The sequence below is a fragment of the Croceicoccus naphthovorans genome, from assembly GCF_001028705.1.
Taxonomy (GTDB): Bacteria; Pseudomonadota; Alphaproteobacteria; order Sphingomonadales; family Sphingomonadaceae; genus Croceicoccus; species Croceicoccus naphthovorans.
In genome coordinates this window covers 15,957-30,990 of record NZ_CP011772.1, presented here as the reverse complement: position 1 = coordinate 30,990, position 15,034 = coordinate 15,957, and the positions used below count along the sequence as shown (strand labels likewise).

The window sequence follows — 15,034 nt, the reverse complement described above, 5'->3', positions numbered from 1 at the left end:
ACACCAGATGCAGCTTGTTCGTTGTCTGATCGCAGGGGTCGCCATCGCCAGCTTCACGGTTCCGGCTCTCGCAGCCGATCCGGCCAACCACAACACGACCCGATCCAACAAGGCATCAGGGATCGCTGCGAGCGAAAACGGAAATAGTCCTGCTGGGCCGGAAACCGGAGCTGGCGAAAATGCAGCGCCAACAAATCATAATACGACGCGGTCCAACAAGGCTTCGGGCATCATGGCAGAACGAGACGACAATTCTGCCACAGACGAGGCATCGGTCGAAAGTACGACCAGACTGGATGGCGAATTCAACGACAAGTACATCATCGAAAAGCGCAAAAAGTAACCAAGCGCTTCACCGGACCGGCTGACCGAACCTTCCAGGGCCGCCCCAATTGGTCTGCCTGCAGCTCAATCCGGATGCCTTCCGGAATTGCCGGGAGCGGGAATCCGGGGCTTTTCGCCTGGTCCTACTGTCATTACGTCCTGCCAGTCCGGGTGCTTTTCATAACGGGCGCGGACATAGGGGCACAGCGGGATGATCTGAAACCCGTTTCTGCGAGCGTCCGCGATCAGATAATCGACGAGAGCGGCGGCAGCGCCGCTGCCGCGCATGATTTCCGGCGCGCCGGTGTGATCGGCGCTGATGAGGCCCGGGCCGCGATGGGTGAAAGTCAGTTCCGCTTCATCGTCAATCCCCGCGACTTTCGCCACATAGCGTCCGTGGCGGCCATCATCCTGTTTGCTTAGCGTTATCTCGCTCATGCCGGCTCTCCCATGGTCAATACGGTTCGCAAATCCGGGTCTGCCCGAGCCGCCCATGCACTGGCGACATCGGCCAGGGGCACTTGCTCGACGACGATTGGTAGTTTGCCGTTTACGGCAAGGTCGAACACAGCGCCGATCGCCGCCTTCATCGCACCGCCAAGTGGAAAATTGCCGGTCCCGCTGCCGATCAGCTCGAGCCGTGATCCGCGTAGCGCATTGGAGGCAAGGGTAATGTCAGGCCCCGCCATCTGGCCCACGGTGACAAAGCGGGTGGCGTCGCCGGTACTGGAACGAACGTCGGGCCGGGCCAACTGGCCGATGAGCAGCTCGGCCGGACGAGCCCACAGATAATCGACGACCACGCCAAGTCCGCGATCGATTTCGCCGGCGAAAGCTTCCGAGATCTGATCCTCGGGCGCGGAAAGATCGATTGTGGCGTCCGCGCCCAGCATGGCCAGCACATCCTGACGCCGCCCGCAGGCAATCACCCGGCCCGCGCCAAGATGTTGGGCAATGGCGACGGCCATTCGCCCCGATGTGCCGGTCGCACCCAGGATCAATACATGTTCGCCTGGCTGCATCCTGCCGCGTTCGACCAGCGGCAACCACCCGGCAAGGCCCGGATTGACCACGGCGGCGGCCACGGCATCGCTCAAGGCCACGGGCACCGGCACGGTCAGGCTGGCGGGTGCACGCTCGGCCATGGCCCCATATGGGCGGCGCGGCGCCATGAAGTAGACGCGGCGGCCACCCTCCAGTTTGCCGACGCCATCGAGGCCCGGCACGATCGGCAAGCTCCTGGGACTGGAATAGTGCTTACCCGAAGCGATGAGGCGTTCGAGCTGTTTGATCGCCGCTGCGCGGACATGGACCAGTTGCTCGCCAGGCTGGACGTCCGGTTCGGTAAACTCCGCATAAGTGGGCGTCTGCCCCAGTACGTCGAGTACAGCCGCCTTCACTTGCCTTTTTCCGGAAATGGGATGAATTCCTGATTATCGGCATCGGGCAGTTTCATGCGCCCCGCCCTCCAGTCCTCTGCCGCCTGTTCGAGCCGTTCCTTGCGCGAAGAGACAAAGTTCCACAGCAGGAAGCGTTCGCCGATCGGTTCGCCGCCCAGCACCATGACCTGCGATGGCTGACTTGCTACGACCTTGCCTCCGCTGCGGCCATCGAGGACTGCCATCTGCCCCGGAGCAAGGACGGTTCCATCCACTTCGATCTCGCCCGCTGCGCAATAAACCGCGCGTTCGGGATAGGCCGATGTCACGCCGCGCTGTGCTCCCGCCTGCATCTCCCAATGCTGGTAGAATTGCGGCGAGTGAATGCGCGCTGCCGATTTCATGCCATCGGCCTCGCCGGCGATCAGGCGCCCCTTGAGGCCGCCTTCGCTCCATTCCGGCAAATCATCACCTTCCAGATGATCGAAGCTGGGATCGGATTCCTCCGCGTCGTCCGGCAGGGCGACCCAGGCCTGAATGCCGTGCATGGAAGCGCCGTTCGCGCGCGCATGTTCCAGACGTTCGCTGTGCGTGATGCCGCTGCCCGATACCATCCAGTTGACCTCACCCGGCCGCACTTCCTGTTCGAAACCCAGAGAATCGCGGTGCGTGATCTGGCCGGAATAGAGATAGGTCACGGTGGCGAGACCGATATGCGGGTGGGGCCGGACATCGAGATCCTTCGGAATGCCCGGCGCCAGTTCCAGCGGGCCGAGGTGATCGAAGAATATATACGGCCCCACCATGCGCCGCGCATGGAAGGGCAGAACCCTTCCGACCACGAAACCGCCGCCCAGGTCGTGCGTACGTCTGTCGATAATGCGTTCGATGGTCATGGATCCGGCTCCTCTTCGTTTGCTTCAACCGAACAGCTTGTTCGCCACTTCAGCCACACGGCGGCCCTGATAGCGTGCGCCCTCAAGGTCGATTTCACTGGGCTGGCGGCTACCGTCGGCACCAGCGATGGTGGTGGCGCCATAGGGCGCGCCGCCTACCAGATCCTTGTCATGCATCTGCCCGGCATGGCCATAGTCGAGGCCGACAATGGTCATCCCGAAGTGCAGCAGATTGGTGATGATCGAGAACAGCGTCGTTTCCTGTCCGCCATGCTGGGTGTTTGTCGAGGTGAAGGCCCCGCCCACCTTGCCGTTGAGCGCGCCGCTGGCCCACAATCCGCCCGCCTGATCGAGAAAGGCCGCCATCTGCGAGGACATCCGCCCGAACCGGGTGCCGGTGCCGACGATGATCGCATCATAATCGGCAATGTCGGACACCTTGGCGACGGGCGCGGCCTGATCGAGTTTGTAGCCGGCGCCTTTCGCGACCTCTTCGGGCACGGTTTCAGGAACGCGTTTGATGTCCACTTCGGCCCCGGCGGAACGCGCGCCTTCGGCAATCGCGTGCGCCATCGTTTCGATGTGGCCATAGGAAGAATAATAGAGAACGAGAACTTTGGACATTATTTGAAACCTTTGTACTTCGGTGAACTGAAATCGTCTATCCGGCTACGACGTCGCTATATTCCGGATGCCGGGCGAACCATTGCCCCAGGAACGGGCAACGCAGTACGAGCCGCAGCCCGTCTTTCCGTGCGATGTCGAACAGGCCGCGGGCCAGCCTTGAGCCGATTCCTTGTCCCGAAGCCGCGAACGGGACCTCGGTATGGGTCATGAGCAGGTTGCCTTCAGGGTCGGTTTGATACCAGGCGATCGCGGAATCATCGCTGCCATCAATATTGAGTATGAAACGACTGGCGCCGGGTTCGTGGCGAACGGTCATGGCGCCAGCGTCGCTTCGGCGGTGATGACGAGATCGATCTCGTCGCTGACCATCGGCACGAAAGCATTGATGCCAAAATCGGAACGTTTGACTTGCGTCGTTGCCGAAAATCCGACGGCAGGGGCGTTTGCAAGCGGGTGCATCCCGGCGCCGTTCAGTGTGGCCTGCAGCACAATCGGCCTGGTCACGCCCCTGATGGTCAGGTCGCCTTCGACGCTAAAGGCGGTGCCAAGGCCGGTAAAATTGACCGAGCGGCTGACGAATGTCACTTGGGGATATTTTACCGCATCGAAATAGTCAGCCGACCGGAAATGCTCATCGAGCGCGGGCACGCCAGTATCGACGCCGCTAATCGGAATTTGCACCGATACGCTCGACTTTGCCGGGTTGACGGCATCGAGCGTTATCGTGCCCTCGACGTGCCCGAAGGTGGCGCCGGGACGCGAAAAGCCCAGATGGTTCCAGGTCGCGCGCACTTGCGTATGCGTGGGATCGATCTGGTAGATACCCGATACCGGCAGCGCCATTTTCACGACGGGTGACGGGGCCGAAGCATCCTGCGCCTGTGCGGCAATCGCAATCGGCGTGACGATCAGCGCAAGGGCAAGGCTGGTGGCAATGGAAAGTCGTATCACATTCATATCCTTTCGCTGGTGGGGAGGCGCCAGCCCGGCCCCGCCATTTGCCTGGCGAGGCCGGGAGCACGATCAGCCTCGCGCGGAATCGAGCTGCTCGTTGTTGGTCACGACCTCCTGCGCCTTGGCGTAGGATTCGATCAGCAACTGATAGGGCGGGAAGATCAGCGTGTAGAGCTGTGCCCATTCCTGCGCATCGTCGCGGTGCCAGGTGCGTTGCAGTTCGGAGGCAACCGCCGCGGTATCCATCGGCACAACACCGGCCTGCACCACGCGCGCCAGCGTGATTTCCTGCGCCATCTTGGAATAGGTGCCCGAGGCATCAACCACGGCAAATACCTTGTAGCCTTCGGCTACCGCGCTGATCGCCGGGAAGGCCATGCATACGCTGGTGATGGTGCCCGCAATAATCAGCGTCTTGCGGCCCGTGGCTTTGACCGCATCGACGAATTCCGGGTTGTCCCAGGCGTTGATCTCCCCCTTGCGCGCGACATATTTGGCATGAGGCGCATTGGCGTGAATTTCGGGGATGAGCGGGCCGTTGGGGCCCTGCGGCACCGATGCAGTGGTGATGACGGGCATTTTGGTGAGCGTCGCCATCTTGGCCAGCGCGGTTGCATGGTTGCGCAGTGCCGGCATCGGCATATCGGCGACGGTCTGAAACAGACCGCTTTGATGATCGATCAGCAGCATCGCGGCGTCATCGGGATCGATCACCGGGCGCGCGCCGTTGAAATTTGCAGGTTGGGACATGGGATATCTCCTCTTCATATGTGCCCCGCGTGAAGAAGTGGGGGAGAGCCGGACGGGGGGCTGTTGCCGGCTCTCCCCTGCGGTCACGCCGTAGCCATCTGGCCGAAGCGTCCGCTGTTGAAGTCTTCCGCGGCGGCACGGATTTCCTCCTCGCTGTTCATCACGAAGGGGCCGTAACCGACGATAGGCTCGTCAATCGGTTCACCACTGAGGACCAGCACAGTGGCATCACCGTCGGCCCTCACGCTCACACCCTCGCCTTCACGCGACAGCAGGACCATTTCCGCTTCGCCCGCTTCCTGGCTGCCGGCCACAGTGATATGGCCGGACAGCACCACCAGCGCCGCAGTGTGGCCTTCGGGCAAGTCGAGCGTCAGATCGGCATCTGCCGCTAGCCGCAGATCCCACACATTGATTGGCGTGAAGGTCGTCGCCGGGCCCCTCGTCCCTTCGAACTCGCCAGCGATGATCCGTGCCTTGCCCACGTCATTGGGCAGGCAGACAACGGGAATGTCGGCCGAGGTGATCGACTGGTAACCGGGATCGCTCATCTTGTCCTTCGCAGGAAGATTGACCCACAGCTGGACCATGCGGAACGGACCACCGGACTTCGTGAAGCCTTCGGAATGAAACTCCTCGTGCAGGATACCGCCCGCCGCCGTCATCCACTGGACATCGCCGGGTCCGATCGTGCCGCCCTTGCCGGTGGAATCCCGGTGCGAAACTTCGCCTTCGTAAACGATGGTCACGGTCTCGAAGCCGCGATGCGGGTGCGACCCGACGCCGCGCGGGCTCGTGGCCGGCTCGAAGTAATGCGGCCCGGCAAAATCGAGCAGCAGGAACGGGCTGATATGCGCGCCCAGCGTATTGTAGGAAAAGAGCGAGCGCACCGGAAAGCCATCGCCGACCCAGTGACGGTTGGGATTGCTGTAACGTCCAAGAACGGTCTTCATTGCCTGTCTCCATTCGCAAGCGACTCACGCCGTTGCTGTCATGGAGAGTTATATGGACAGGACAGTTTTATAGGTAGATTGCCAAACAGGAATGACTGTCTCATAAACAGGACGATGTTCGATCTCAACGATCTCGCCTATTTCGTGAAAGTCGTGGACCATGGCGGCTTCGCGCCCGCCGCACGCGCACTGGGCATGCAGAAGTCCAAACTCAGCCGTCGCATTGCCGGGCTGGAGCAACGGCTTGGCGTGCGGCTGATCCAGCGCTCTACACGTAAGTTCGTTATTACCGATATCGGGCATACCTATTATCAGCATTGCCTTGCCATGCTGGTAGAGGCCGAAACCGCGCAGCAGGCGATCGATTCGGTGCAGGCGGAACCCGCCGGCCTGATCCGCGTTACCTGCCCGCCGGGGTTGCTGACCTATCGCATGGGTATGGCAATTGCCGAGTTCATGGCGGCATTTCCCAGGGTCGAGATAGAATTGAAAGCATACAACCGACCAGTGGATCTGATCGGTGAGGGCTTCGATCTCGTCATCCGCACCGGCGAGGTTAAGGTGGACAGTGCCAGCCTCGTGATGCGCAAGTTGGGTGAAGTCAGCCAGTGCCTTGTTGCCTCGCCAGAGCTGCTCAAGACAGCGGGATTACCTGAAAATCCGGTCGACCTGTCCCGCTACCCCGGTATTGCCGTAGGCCAGCCAGTCTTGGAGGCCAATGGCGCCCCTCATGCATGGACATTGCTCGACGAAACTGGCGCGACCGTGGACATTCCCTTCACACCACGTCTGGTCAGCGATGACCTGCCCGCCATCCGCGCGGCGGCTCTTGCAGGCATCGGCATAGTTCAGATGCCCAATCTGATGGCCACTGACGACATTGCCCAAGGGCGACTGATCGAACTTCTTTCCGGATGGAAGTCCCCCAATATTACGGTCAATGCCATCTTCCCGCCGCGCCGGGGCATGCTGCCGTCTGTCCGCGCGTTGATCGATCATCTCGCCGGTGATTGCCAGCCTTATCGGCATGGTACGGGTTAGCGCCGTTCTTAGGCCGCCTAGATGCTCATTCAAAGCCTCGCCTCGGCATAGGTCACCGTAATTGCGATTGCGTTGGCACCAGCTACGACTTGTTCGATGTCGGAGTCATGCTCAAATATACCGGACGGCAGTTATTGGCCAGAATCTGGCCACGATATTCAGCGCAATACCACCGCGCGGAACGAGACAACATCCGCTTCGTCGCCATTTTGCTAGGTGTTAAGATCAGGCGCGGCGGCGGGCCAAACACTGCCCCCGCGCCATAGTGCGACCTGTTCGCTCAAACCTTGTCGGTGAAGATCCGCGCGACGGTAACGGGTGCGGACAGGAAGCAGAAATGAACATAGCTGGTGGTGAGCGAACCGATACGAAATACGGCTTCCGCTCCCCTGCTGTCGGCTGCCAAAGTTTAGATGTTTGGTCTCGGGATTTGATGGGTCGGATCTGACGTAAATCGGTGTGGTTCTCGGAGCCACGCTTTGCAGATGGCTTCGTATGGTGTGAGGCCCTTCAGGGTCTTGAGACGTCGACCGAAGTTGTAGGCGGCAATGAAGTCGGCGAGGTGTTGCCGGAGTTGGTCGTGGCTGTCGTAGTGGTAGCGTTTGACCGTCGCGTCCTTGATCGTCCGGTTCATTCTCTCGACCTGACCGTTGGTCCAGGGATGCCGAGGCTTTGTCAGCCGATGGTCTACGTCCAGCTCGGCGCAGGCGAACTCGAACGCATGGCAGAGGAAGCGCTGGTTCTCTGCCTGCATCTTCTTGATATCGCCGGGCGTCCAGCCATCGCCCGTGGGGTCGGTGAAGTGCGTCCCATTGTCGGTGAGCACGGTGTGGATTTTATAGGGCACCGCGGCGGCGAGGTGACGCAGGAAGTCAGCGGCGATCCGACGGGTGGCCTTTTGGTGCAACTCGACAAAGGCGAACTTGGTAGTGCGATCAATGGCCACAAGCAGGTATAGACGCCCCTCCTCGGTACGGACTTCGGCAATGTCGATGTGGAAGTAGCCGAGCGGGTAGCTCTTGAACTTGCGCTTATTGGGCGCGTCGCCCTCGATCTTCGGCAACTGAGAGATGCCGTGGCGTTGGAGACAGCGATGCAGTGAAGAGCGCGTCAGATGCGAAATGCTGGCCTGCAAGGCATAGAGGCAGTCGTCCAGCGGAAGCAGCGTGTGCCGGCGAAAGGCCACGATCACCGCTTCCTCCTCGACCGACAGCACGGTCGATCTCGCGACCTTCGGGCCGGTCGGTAGATCGGCGGTCGCGGTCCGCTTCTTCCACTTGGCGACGGTCTTCTGGTTGATCCCGTAGCGCTTGGCCAGCGTCCTCAAGCTCGCTTGACTATGCTGTATCGCTCGACGGACTGCCTTAGTCGTTGTGGCGCTCCCATGGAGAACCTGGCCCATAGTGCTTCCTTCCAGCTGACACTGAATAATGCACCATCAAAGTCTGGGATCAAACATCCCTAGGTCATTGCTGTAGGCACTTGGACGGTCGCTCTGCCATAATTGATGGCAGCGAATTGCACCCATCACTCGGGCAGTCCCGACCCGAATGGTGGCCGTTACCCCCTCACCTCCCGCAGCATCCGCGCGGTCGCAGTGGAAGCCGGTGCAAGCTTGCGGCCGTAACGCAGCGCGGTAGACGTCGGCGTCTACCGCTGTGCTTGAGCGGTCGGGCCCGCATCTTCACCACTCGCGAACAGATCTTTCGTGAGCCCGACCCTAAGCGAAAGGGTGCTGAGCGCGGCATCGAGTTCCTTGCCGAAGAGATGGACCAGATGATTCTCCACCGCACGCATGGCCGTGCACTTGGTGATCAGTCGCACCGCCGCCGGCGTCAGCGGCTCCTCGCCGATGACATAAGTCGTCGAGCCGAGGACGGATTTCGATTCCGTGGACACTTTCGCCCCGGCAGGTACCCGCCACTGAAATTCCGGGGGAGGCGGCAGCGCTGCGGTTGGCGCAGCGGCGCGCGCTTTGGTGCGGACCAGACCGATACGCCGAAACAGCGGCCCGTCAAGAATTCCGCTTGCTTCACGCCAGGCCGCAAGCCGACGCATGATGTCGGGCGAAAGCCAGGCATAGGCCCCCTGCCCTTCCTGATCGGTCTTCGAACGCCGTCCGGTGAGCACGGCCGAACCATCGCTTTCGATTCGCATGCGACCCGCTCCAGCTCGCAAACCCGCAGTCTCGTGTAATAGGCAAGGCTGAGCAGCGCCGCATCACGCAGGCCCGGCACCGTTTCCGGACAGGCCTGCAGTAGCGTGCCCAAGGTGAACCCTTTGGCGGGGCCGACGCCGATGCCCGCGCCAAACCGCAACGGTCCCGCCTAGCGCTGGGCCTCATCGACCCGGCACCGGAAACCGCGCATCGCATCGCGCACGATCGGTCCCCGCGTTGGGCTCGGCTCGCAAGCAGGCCGTGCACCACGGCAAGACTGGCGAGATCATTGGCGAGCGCGTTGACGCTCGTCGGAGCGCGCGCCTCGAGACTGCTGCGGAAGGCGTGGCGACCGATCGTCGCTCCCTGACCCACGAGTGCCGCGAGCAAGTCGGTTAGCTGGCGACGGTAGCCCGTCCGCGATGCCTTCGCGGCAGTGGAGCCTCACCGGCGCCGCGGACGACCACAATCTCGCCCACCCGTGCCGAAGCGTTTGCAGCGGAGGAGACCGAGGGTAAGATTGCAGCCATGCGGATATGCTAGGCGCGCTAGTTGGCAATGTCACTATCGATAAAGTGCATTATCGATAGTTTAAACTGGCCTCTAAGCTAACGTAGTTTCCCCAAGAGCCTCCCTGCCGCGCCCTGTTCAGCCGCGAGGTTACGGTTGTACTGGAGCGGCATCCTTGGCGATTTCCATCGCAGTGCATCCATGATCCCGGCAAGGTCTTCGCCGGCAGCAAAGTAGTCCTGGTTGACACCGACCCGCGTCGAGTGCGCACTGATCTCGCGCACCTGCTTCTCAAACGTCGCCGCATCGAGATCTCCAAACGCGCCCACATCGAACGCACGGCGCAACATCGAGCGAATCAGCGGCGTGATCGAACCGGGGTGCAAGGCCCCCTCCCCTACATCGGATTCGATCCGCACCGGCTCTGCGTCCTTTGCCGCAAACCGTTCGGGCACCCAGCGCGCATTCCATCCCCGCTCCTTACCATTGCGGGCCTTCCGCGCTTGGCGGGCGGCATAGCGCCGCACGACCACGCGGCGGAATACCGGCCCCTCGCCAATTACGGCAGCTTTGAGCCAGGCCTCAAGCGCACGTACGGTGCGCGGAGAGAGATAGGCGGTGGCTCCCTCGCCTTCCTGGTCGCCCTTCGAGCGCGGAATTGCCAGCAGTCGCGCATCGGCGTCGATCGCCTCGCCAATGTCCTCCACCTGCACGGCGACCAGCTCGCTGGCACGCAGCCCGGTATCGTAGGCGAGGCTGAGCAGTGCCTTGTCGCGCAGATCGGTGAGGCCGTCGCCGAGTGAAGCCAGCACCGCGCGCACGTTGATCCCGCGCGGGGTATCGGACAATGGATCCTTCACCGCGCCCCGGAACCGCAAGGCGCGCGCCTGCTTTTGCGCGACCCCCTTCTCACGCCTATAGGCAGCGAGCGTCAGCCGCACCAGTTCGTCACCGGTCGGATCGGCCAAACCGCACAGCCGATGCAGCCGCGCGATCGAAGCCTTGTAGCGCGACAGCGAGGCAGGTGCCGCTCCTCCGCTTGCCCTCGTCGAGAGCCAGTCGGCGACGATCTGCGGCGAGGCCGGTATAGACTTCTCCCCCCTGCTCCGGCACCATGCGTCAAACGCCAGCACATCTGATCGAAACGCCCGCAACGTGTTGGGCGCGGCGGCACGGACATAGGCGGCCAGCAGTTCCGGGCTGGGCCCGGCACCCGGCCCATGCGCCACTAGCGCCAGATCGCGCGACAGCGACAGCGCTTCACCCCTGTCAGGGCGATCGTCATCGAGGGCGGTTTCCGGGGCCATCAGAAGGCGATTCTGCCCCCGATCTTATAGATTTGCAACATGTGATAAGTGCAATTATCACATGTCCATTCGCAGTACGTCCGGGCACTTGTGCAGTGTTCTGCGTTTCACTACACATTGGGCATGGAGCCGCTCACCGCATTTACCCTTGATGACGACGCTCCGGCTGAGGACGCAGCCCTCACCGAGGCGTCCTGCGCGCTTGTTCTGGGACGGCTAGACGGACTGGTCGCGGGCCTCTCCGATGACGAAAAGACTCTGTTTTGCATGCACTTGCTACGCCGGACGCTGATCGCCGCGCTGCTGCAATCGGGGTTCACCGATGCCGAAATGCGCTTCGATCACTGGTTCGCTGGACTCGAGCGTGCCCCGCTGGAGACCCCCCTCACCCCCTGCCCCGCGCACACCATCGTCCGCGCCCTGCTTACCGAACTGGGCCATCATCCCTGGGAGCTGCTGAGCGCGGCAGCCCGAACTATATCGGCCGCCGCGAGGTTCACTGCCGATGGCAGCGATAACAGCGCTGTAGGGCTTCCCACCAAGGCGCTTGAGGCTGCACGCGGGCTGATCGGGGAAGGCCCCCTCCCCTTTGTCTCTGCCTCGTCCTTGCCGTTCGCGGCGCTCGAACAGCTTAACCGGCGCCTGCGGCAATCGGCGCTGTTCGCGCCCATTGAACGCGGTGCCGCTGTGCTCCCACTGCTGGGCCGTGACGTCGCGATCGAGCGCGCAGGCATTCGCACGCCACTGTGGGCCCTCGATGCGCTCCAGGGCCGCCTGCTGGCCTCCTGTGGCGCCTGGCGGGTCCCCCTCCCCTGCCCCGGTGCGGTGACCGCCGAAGCACTCAGGCCGGTGCTGGGGCCCTGCTCGCGGCGGATCGTCATGGCCGAGAGGCTGGCAGCAAGTGTTCAGGGGCTGATCGAGCTGGCCGAAACTGCGCGCAGGCAGGCGATGCGCATGCACCACAGTCTTGGCCATTTGCGTTCGTCGGCGCGTGCTCCGCAGGTCTGGATGCTACTTGCGGGGTTTGCTCCGCTCGGGCTCGAACAGATGGGCGTGGCATTCGGGATTACACGGCGAGGCACCTATGCCGTTCGCGATGCGCTGGTCGATGCGGGGATGGCCCGGGTCGAGACGGTCAGGGGCAAGGTCCTGCTGGTAGCCACTGGCGAACATGAGAGAGCTATCCAGATGAGCAGCGAGCGGTCGGGCGCCCTGCCCTCCCCGCTGCTTGCCGAGTTCGATGCGGCAATGGATGAGATTGACAGGCTGCTCGAGCGCACGCGGTAGGCAGTTTATATGCTTCGTGATTACGTCCTAGCCGATCCCGCCCTTCCCCTGATCAATTCAATGAAATTGAACTTCTCCTATGGGTTAGAGGGGTTAAATGGTATTGTTAGAAAGTTAGATGGCCCAGAATTGGCGCGTTTGGCCCGGAAATCCACGAGTCGGGCACATCGAGCCGTTCCTGTTGTATCGACAATCCGTTCCCGTTGTGTCGGGAGTGCTGTTCCTGATGTGTCGGTTATCGGTTCCCGGAGTGTCGTTGACAGACTGCTTTGTGTTCCTGAAGTGTCGAAAGGCTACGCAATGCCTCAGGCTTGCACGAGTTTTTGAATCAGTTTTGCCGGAGGTCGTCACAAAGTGATTCAATTGGGCGCGTGGGAGCTGAATGGTCTACTTCGGGTTTGGTGCCAGGTTGTCTCGACACGACACTTCGGGAACGCGGACTGGCGCTGACCTGAAATTTGACCGGTTTGCCGGGGCAATCGGCACTGCTACGTTGGCTCCGCTCGGCGGCCTCGAGGGCCTCAGCCGCGCAATTCGTGCCGGTGTTTTTCGTGATGTCGCTTCACCCAGCCTATGAAGGCTTTTTGCCAATTGACCGGGCTTCGCTCGGCTGAAGCGTTCACCCAGGCTTCGAACTCGGCATGAAGATTATAGAGGTCCCAGCCCGGACATTCGCGGCGGAGGAGCTCAATCGTATCATCCGTCATGAAGCCACGTGTGGCGGCGTCGGAGAGCCCGGTGACGGTGCTTTTGATCAACGAGCGAGCGTCGACCAGAACCTCTTCCTCATCTCTTGGAGGCTTCACCGGCTCGGGAAGTTTCCTTGAGGAAACTTTCTCGACCAGTTCGGTTGTCGCGCCCTCCCCTGCTTTAGCATTGCCTGCGAGCTGTTCGAACGCGGATCGACCGTCGGCGATGTCTTCGGCAGATACCGTCAACCCTTCGCCTTTCGCGTTGTTACGGAGCATCCGGAGGAGTGGTTCTCCTCTTGCTGACTGTTCGACCACCAATTCATAGCCTGGCAGCGCGTTTTTCTCGGCAAGCTTCAGGAGCTCGAACTTGAACCGACGGTAGGCCCCTTCGGCACCGCTCTTTTCGAACAGTACTGGCATGGTGATGGCAAAGCCGCCCTCCCCTGCCCCGCCGGCATGTTTGCGCGCCACCTTGTAAAGCCATCGCTCACGCCCACCACTGATGCTGAAATAGGCACGGTCGATTGCCAGCACTCCGCCCTTCATGAGCACGCCTTCATAGAACCAGTTTGAGAGCTCAAGCGTCATGCCTTTGGAACGTTCAGTGCGCTCGTCGACCAGCTGCGTCCAGCCATCGAGCCAGCTGAACGTTGCCTCGCGACGATTCTCCGCGCGGATGTTGGTCTTGATTGTCGTCGATACGAGCCTGTCGAGGGCCTGGCCAAGTAGCTCATACGCTCGCCCAGTCGTTGGCCGCCCGATAGCCCGAAGCAAGTCATAGGGCATGATATGGAGCTTGCGAGGAATGTCGTTCTGCCCTCGCCTAGCCATGTCGGCGAGCATGCTTGCGCAATAAATCAGGATGTCCGCATCCCAAATCGTGGCCATGCCATAGTCAGGATTGGCGCTGACATGGACCCACAGCTTCCCATCCGGGCTGTTATAGTCAATTGGCTTGATGCGCTTCGACTTTGCCAGGCTGAAGAACGGTCGCTCCATCATCTCCCGCTGATCGCGGAAGTTGAGATCGGCGATATACGGCAGAAACAAATCGAACTGCTCGCCTACAGCTTGCTTGCGGGCGCGACTCACGAGAAGTTTCCTCGAGGAAACTTCCGGGCACTTGCGCCGACCAATGCAGCCGCGCCGTCCACTATTTCACCGAGATCCCGTTCTCTCGAAGGCCTTCCAGAACCTTCAGAACCGCCTCGGCGACAGCATCGTCGCTTGCACCGCTTGCCATCGGCAGGTGCAGGGTGATCCCCTGTCGGTTAACCGCCTTGACGGCCACGACAGGCCTACCGTGTGGACCGGCAATCTCCATCCGCAAATCGACCGGTGCTGGAGCCTTCACGGCATTTGCAGCCATGAGCCGACGCAAGGTTGCTGCGCCGGGGAGGGGAGGGGTGCCGCTGTCTAGTGCAGCCTGGTTTTCGCCAGCGATCGCTTTGGCTTCTTTGAGGATGGCGGTCGCGCGCGCACTATCGTCAAGAGCGGTGGCCAGCTTGTAAGCAGGATTGAGCGTCAGCTCGTGCAGGTTGGCAAATGCAACGAGCACATCGTCAGAGATCGTGGCTGCCTTCAACATCTTCGAAAGCCAGCCTTTTGAGAGCTTGAGCCGCTCAGCCATGCGGACGGCCTTGCCGCCATAATGCAATTCGAGTGCTGCAGCGTAGTTCCGCGCCCTCTCGATGTCCGAGATGTCCTTGCGGGCCCTGTTCTCGATATCGGCGAGGCGGAATGCTGCCTCATCGTCGAGTTCGGCAACCTGCGCGAGCAACCTCATGTCCGGGTACGAATGTGCCCGCAGCCAGGAGATGGCGAAGTGGCGCCGGGTTCCTGCGATCAGCTCATAGTCGTGGGCCGGATCGTCCTTGATGTGGCGAACAACCACGGGAACCTTCTGCCCACCTTCTGCTACGATCGAATCGATGAGATCGCGGCAATTGTCCTCAGTGAGCTTTGCTTGAATTCGCGCATTTCCAGCCCAGACCCGCACACGCGCCGGATCCAAAAGCAGTTGTGTGACTTGCCGGACTTCGCCGGTTGCAACCCGCGACAGCGCATTCTCACGTCCAAGGAGCGAAAGGCCTGCACGCGCACTGGCGCGCGTCGGCTCACCGCGAGAGGGAAGGGGGATCGCTGCATCCTGGGTG

17 protein-coding genes are annotated in these 15,034 nt (G+C 61.6%); 3 read left to right on the top strand and 14 right to left on the bottom strand.

The features are described from left to right. Window positions 1-7 precede the first annotated feature (7 nt). Entirely contained in the window at window positions 8-343 is a 336-nt protein-coding gene (locus tag AB433_RS18755) for a hypothetical protein (RefSeq protein ID WP_047824617.1), read from the top strand. Window positions 344-408: 65 nt separating this feature from the next. Here AB433_RS18755 and AB433_RS18750 read toward each other — a convergent pair whose 3' ends face one another. The 8 genes from AB433_RS18750 to AB433_RS18715 form a co-directional block, all read right to left on the bottom strand. After that, entirely contained in the window at window positions 409-762 is a 354-nt protein-coding gene (locus tag AB433_RS18750) for a GNAT family N-acetyltransferase (protein ID WP_047824615.1), read from the bottom strand. Beyond that, complete coding sequence (locus AB433_RS18745) at window positions 759-1,724, bottom strand: quinone oxidoreductase family protein (protein WP_047824613.1); 966 nt, start codon at window positions 1,722-1,724, stop codon at window positions 759-761. The genes AB433_RS18750 and AB433_RS18745 overlap by 4 nt, the downstream gene beginning before the upstream one ends. Further along, a complete protein-coding gene (locus AB433_RS18740) occupies window positions 1,721-2,599 on the bottom strand; it encodes a pirin family protein (RefSeq protein WP_047824611.1) in 879 nt (292 codons plus the stop codon). The genes AB433_RS18745 and AB433_RS18740 overlap by 4 nt, the downstream gene beginning before the upstream one ends. A gap of 24 nt (window positions 2,600-2,623) precedes the next feature. Beyond that, window positions 2,624-3,223 (bottom strand): NAD(P)H:quinone oxidoreductase, encoded by a 600-nt coding sequence (wrbA, locus tag AB433_RS18735; protein WP_047824610.1) that lies wholly within the window; start codon window positions 3,221-3,223, stop codon window positions 2,624-2,626. 37 nt (window positions 3,224-3,260) lie between these two features. After that, a complete protein-coding gene (locus AB433_RS18730) occupies window positions 3,261-3,542 on the bottom strand; it encodes a GNAT family N-acetyltransferase (RefSeq protein ID WP_047824608.1) in 282 nt (93 codons plus the stop codon). Further along, complete coding sequence (locus AB433_RS18725) at window positions 3,539-4,177, bottom strand: YceI family protein (protein WP_221403571.1); 639 nt, start codon at window positions 4,175-4,177, stop codon at window positions 3,539-3,541. The genes AB433_RS18730 and AB433_RS18725 overlap by 4 nt, the downstream gene beginning before the upstream one ends. A gap of 72 nt (window positions 4,178-4,249) precedes the next feature. Further along, entirely contained in the window at window positions 4,250-4,930 is a 681-nt protein-coding gene (locus AB433_RS18720; protein WP_047824606.1) for a hydrolase, read from the bottom strand. 83 nt (window positions 4,931-5,013) lie between these two features. Further along, window positions 5,014-5,883: a pirin family protein gene (locus AB433_RS18715; RefSeq protein ID WP_047824604.1), complete on the bottom strand. Its 870-nt coding sequence runs from the start codon at window positions 5,881-5,883 to the stop codon at window positions 5,014-5,016. Between the two features lie 114 nt (window positions 5,884-5,997). Between AB433_RS18715 and AB433_RS18710 the strand changes: the two genes are divergently transcribed. Continuing rightward, window positions 5,998-6,924 (top strand): LysR substrate-binding domain-containing protein, encoded by a 927-nt coding sequence (locus AB433_RS18710; protein ID WP_047824601.1) that lies wholly within the window; start codon window positions 5,998-6,000, stop codon window positions 6,922-6,924. Window positions 6,925-7,204: 280 nt separating this feature from the next. Here the strand turns inward: AB433_RS18710 and AB433_RS21600 are convergent, their stop codons facing one another. The 4 genes from AB433_RS21600 to AB433_RS18695 all read right to left on the bottom strand — a co-directional run bounded on the left by AB433_RS21600 (window position 7,205) and on the right by AB433_RS18695 (window position 10,899). After that, entirely contained in the window at window positions 7,205-7,330 is a 126-nt protein-coding gene (locus AB433_RS21600; RefSeq protein WP_260182011.1) for a hypothetical protein, read from the bottom strand. 3 nt (window positions 7,331-7,333) lie between these two features. After that, entirely contained in the window at window positions 7,334-8,326 is a 993-nt protein-coding gene (locus AB433_RS18705) for an IS481 family transposase (protein WP_047824599.1), read from the bottom strand. Window positions 8,327-8,574: 248 nt separating this feature from the next. Next, entirely contained in the window at window positions 8,575-9,081 is a 507-nt protein-coding gene (locus AB433_RS21470; protein WP_245626766.1) for a site-specific integrase, read from the bottom strand. A gap of 609 nt (window positions 9,082-9,690) precedes the next feature. Continuing rightward, complete coding sequence (locus tag AB433_RS18695; RefSeq protein ID WP_047824597.1) at window positions 9,691-10,899, bottom strand: tyrosine-type recombinase/integrase; 1,209 nt, start codon at window positions 10,897-10,899, stop codon at window positions 9,691-9,693. Window positions 10,900-10,947: 48 nt separating this feature from the next. Here AB433_RS18695 and AB433_RS18690 point away from each other — a divergent pair, with 48 nt between their 5' ends. Then, the gene (locus AB433_RS18690) at window positions 10,948-12,186 is read left to right on the top strand and encodes a hypothetical protein (RefSeq protein WP_245626765.1); all 1,239 of its coding nucleotides are present in this window, start codon (window positions 10,948-10,950) and stop codon (window positions 12,184-12,186) included. Between the two features lie 521 nt (window positions 12,187-12,707). Here AB433_RS18690 and AB433_RS18685 read toward each other — a convergent pair. Further along, window positions 12,708-13,970: a replication initiator protein A gene (locus AB433_RS18685; RefSeq protein WP_047824593.1), complete on the bottom strand. Its 1,263-nt coding sequence runs from the start codon at window positions 13,968-13,970 to the stop codon at window positions 12,708-12,710. A 61-nt stretch (window positions 13,971-14,031) separates the two neighbouring features. Then, the gene (locus AB433_RS18680) at window positions 14,032-14,892 is read right to left on the bottom strand and encodes a ParB/RepB/Spo0J family partition protein (RefSeq protein WP_425389125.1); all 861 of its coding nucleotides are present in this window, start codon (window positions 14,890-14,892) and stop codon (window positions 14,032-14,034) included. Window positions 14,893-15,034 lie beyond the last annotated feature (142 nt).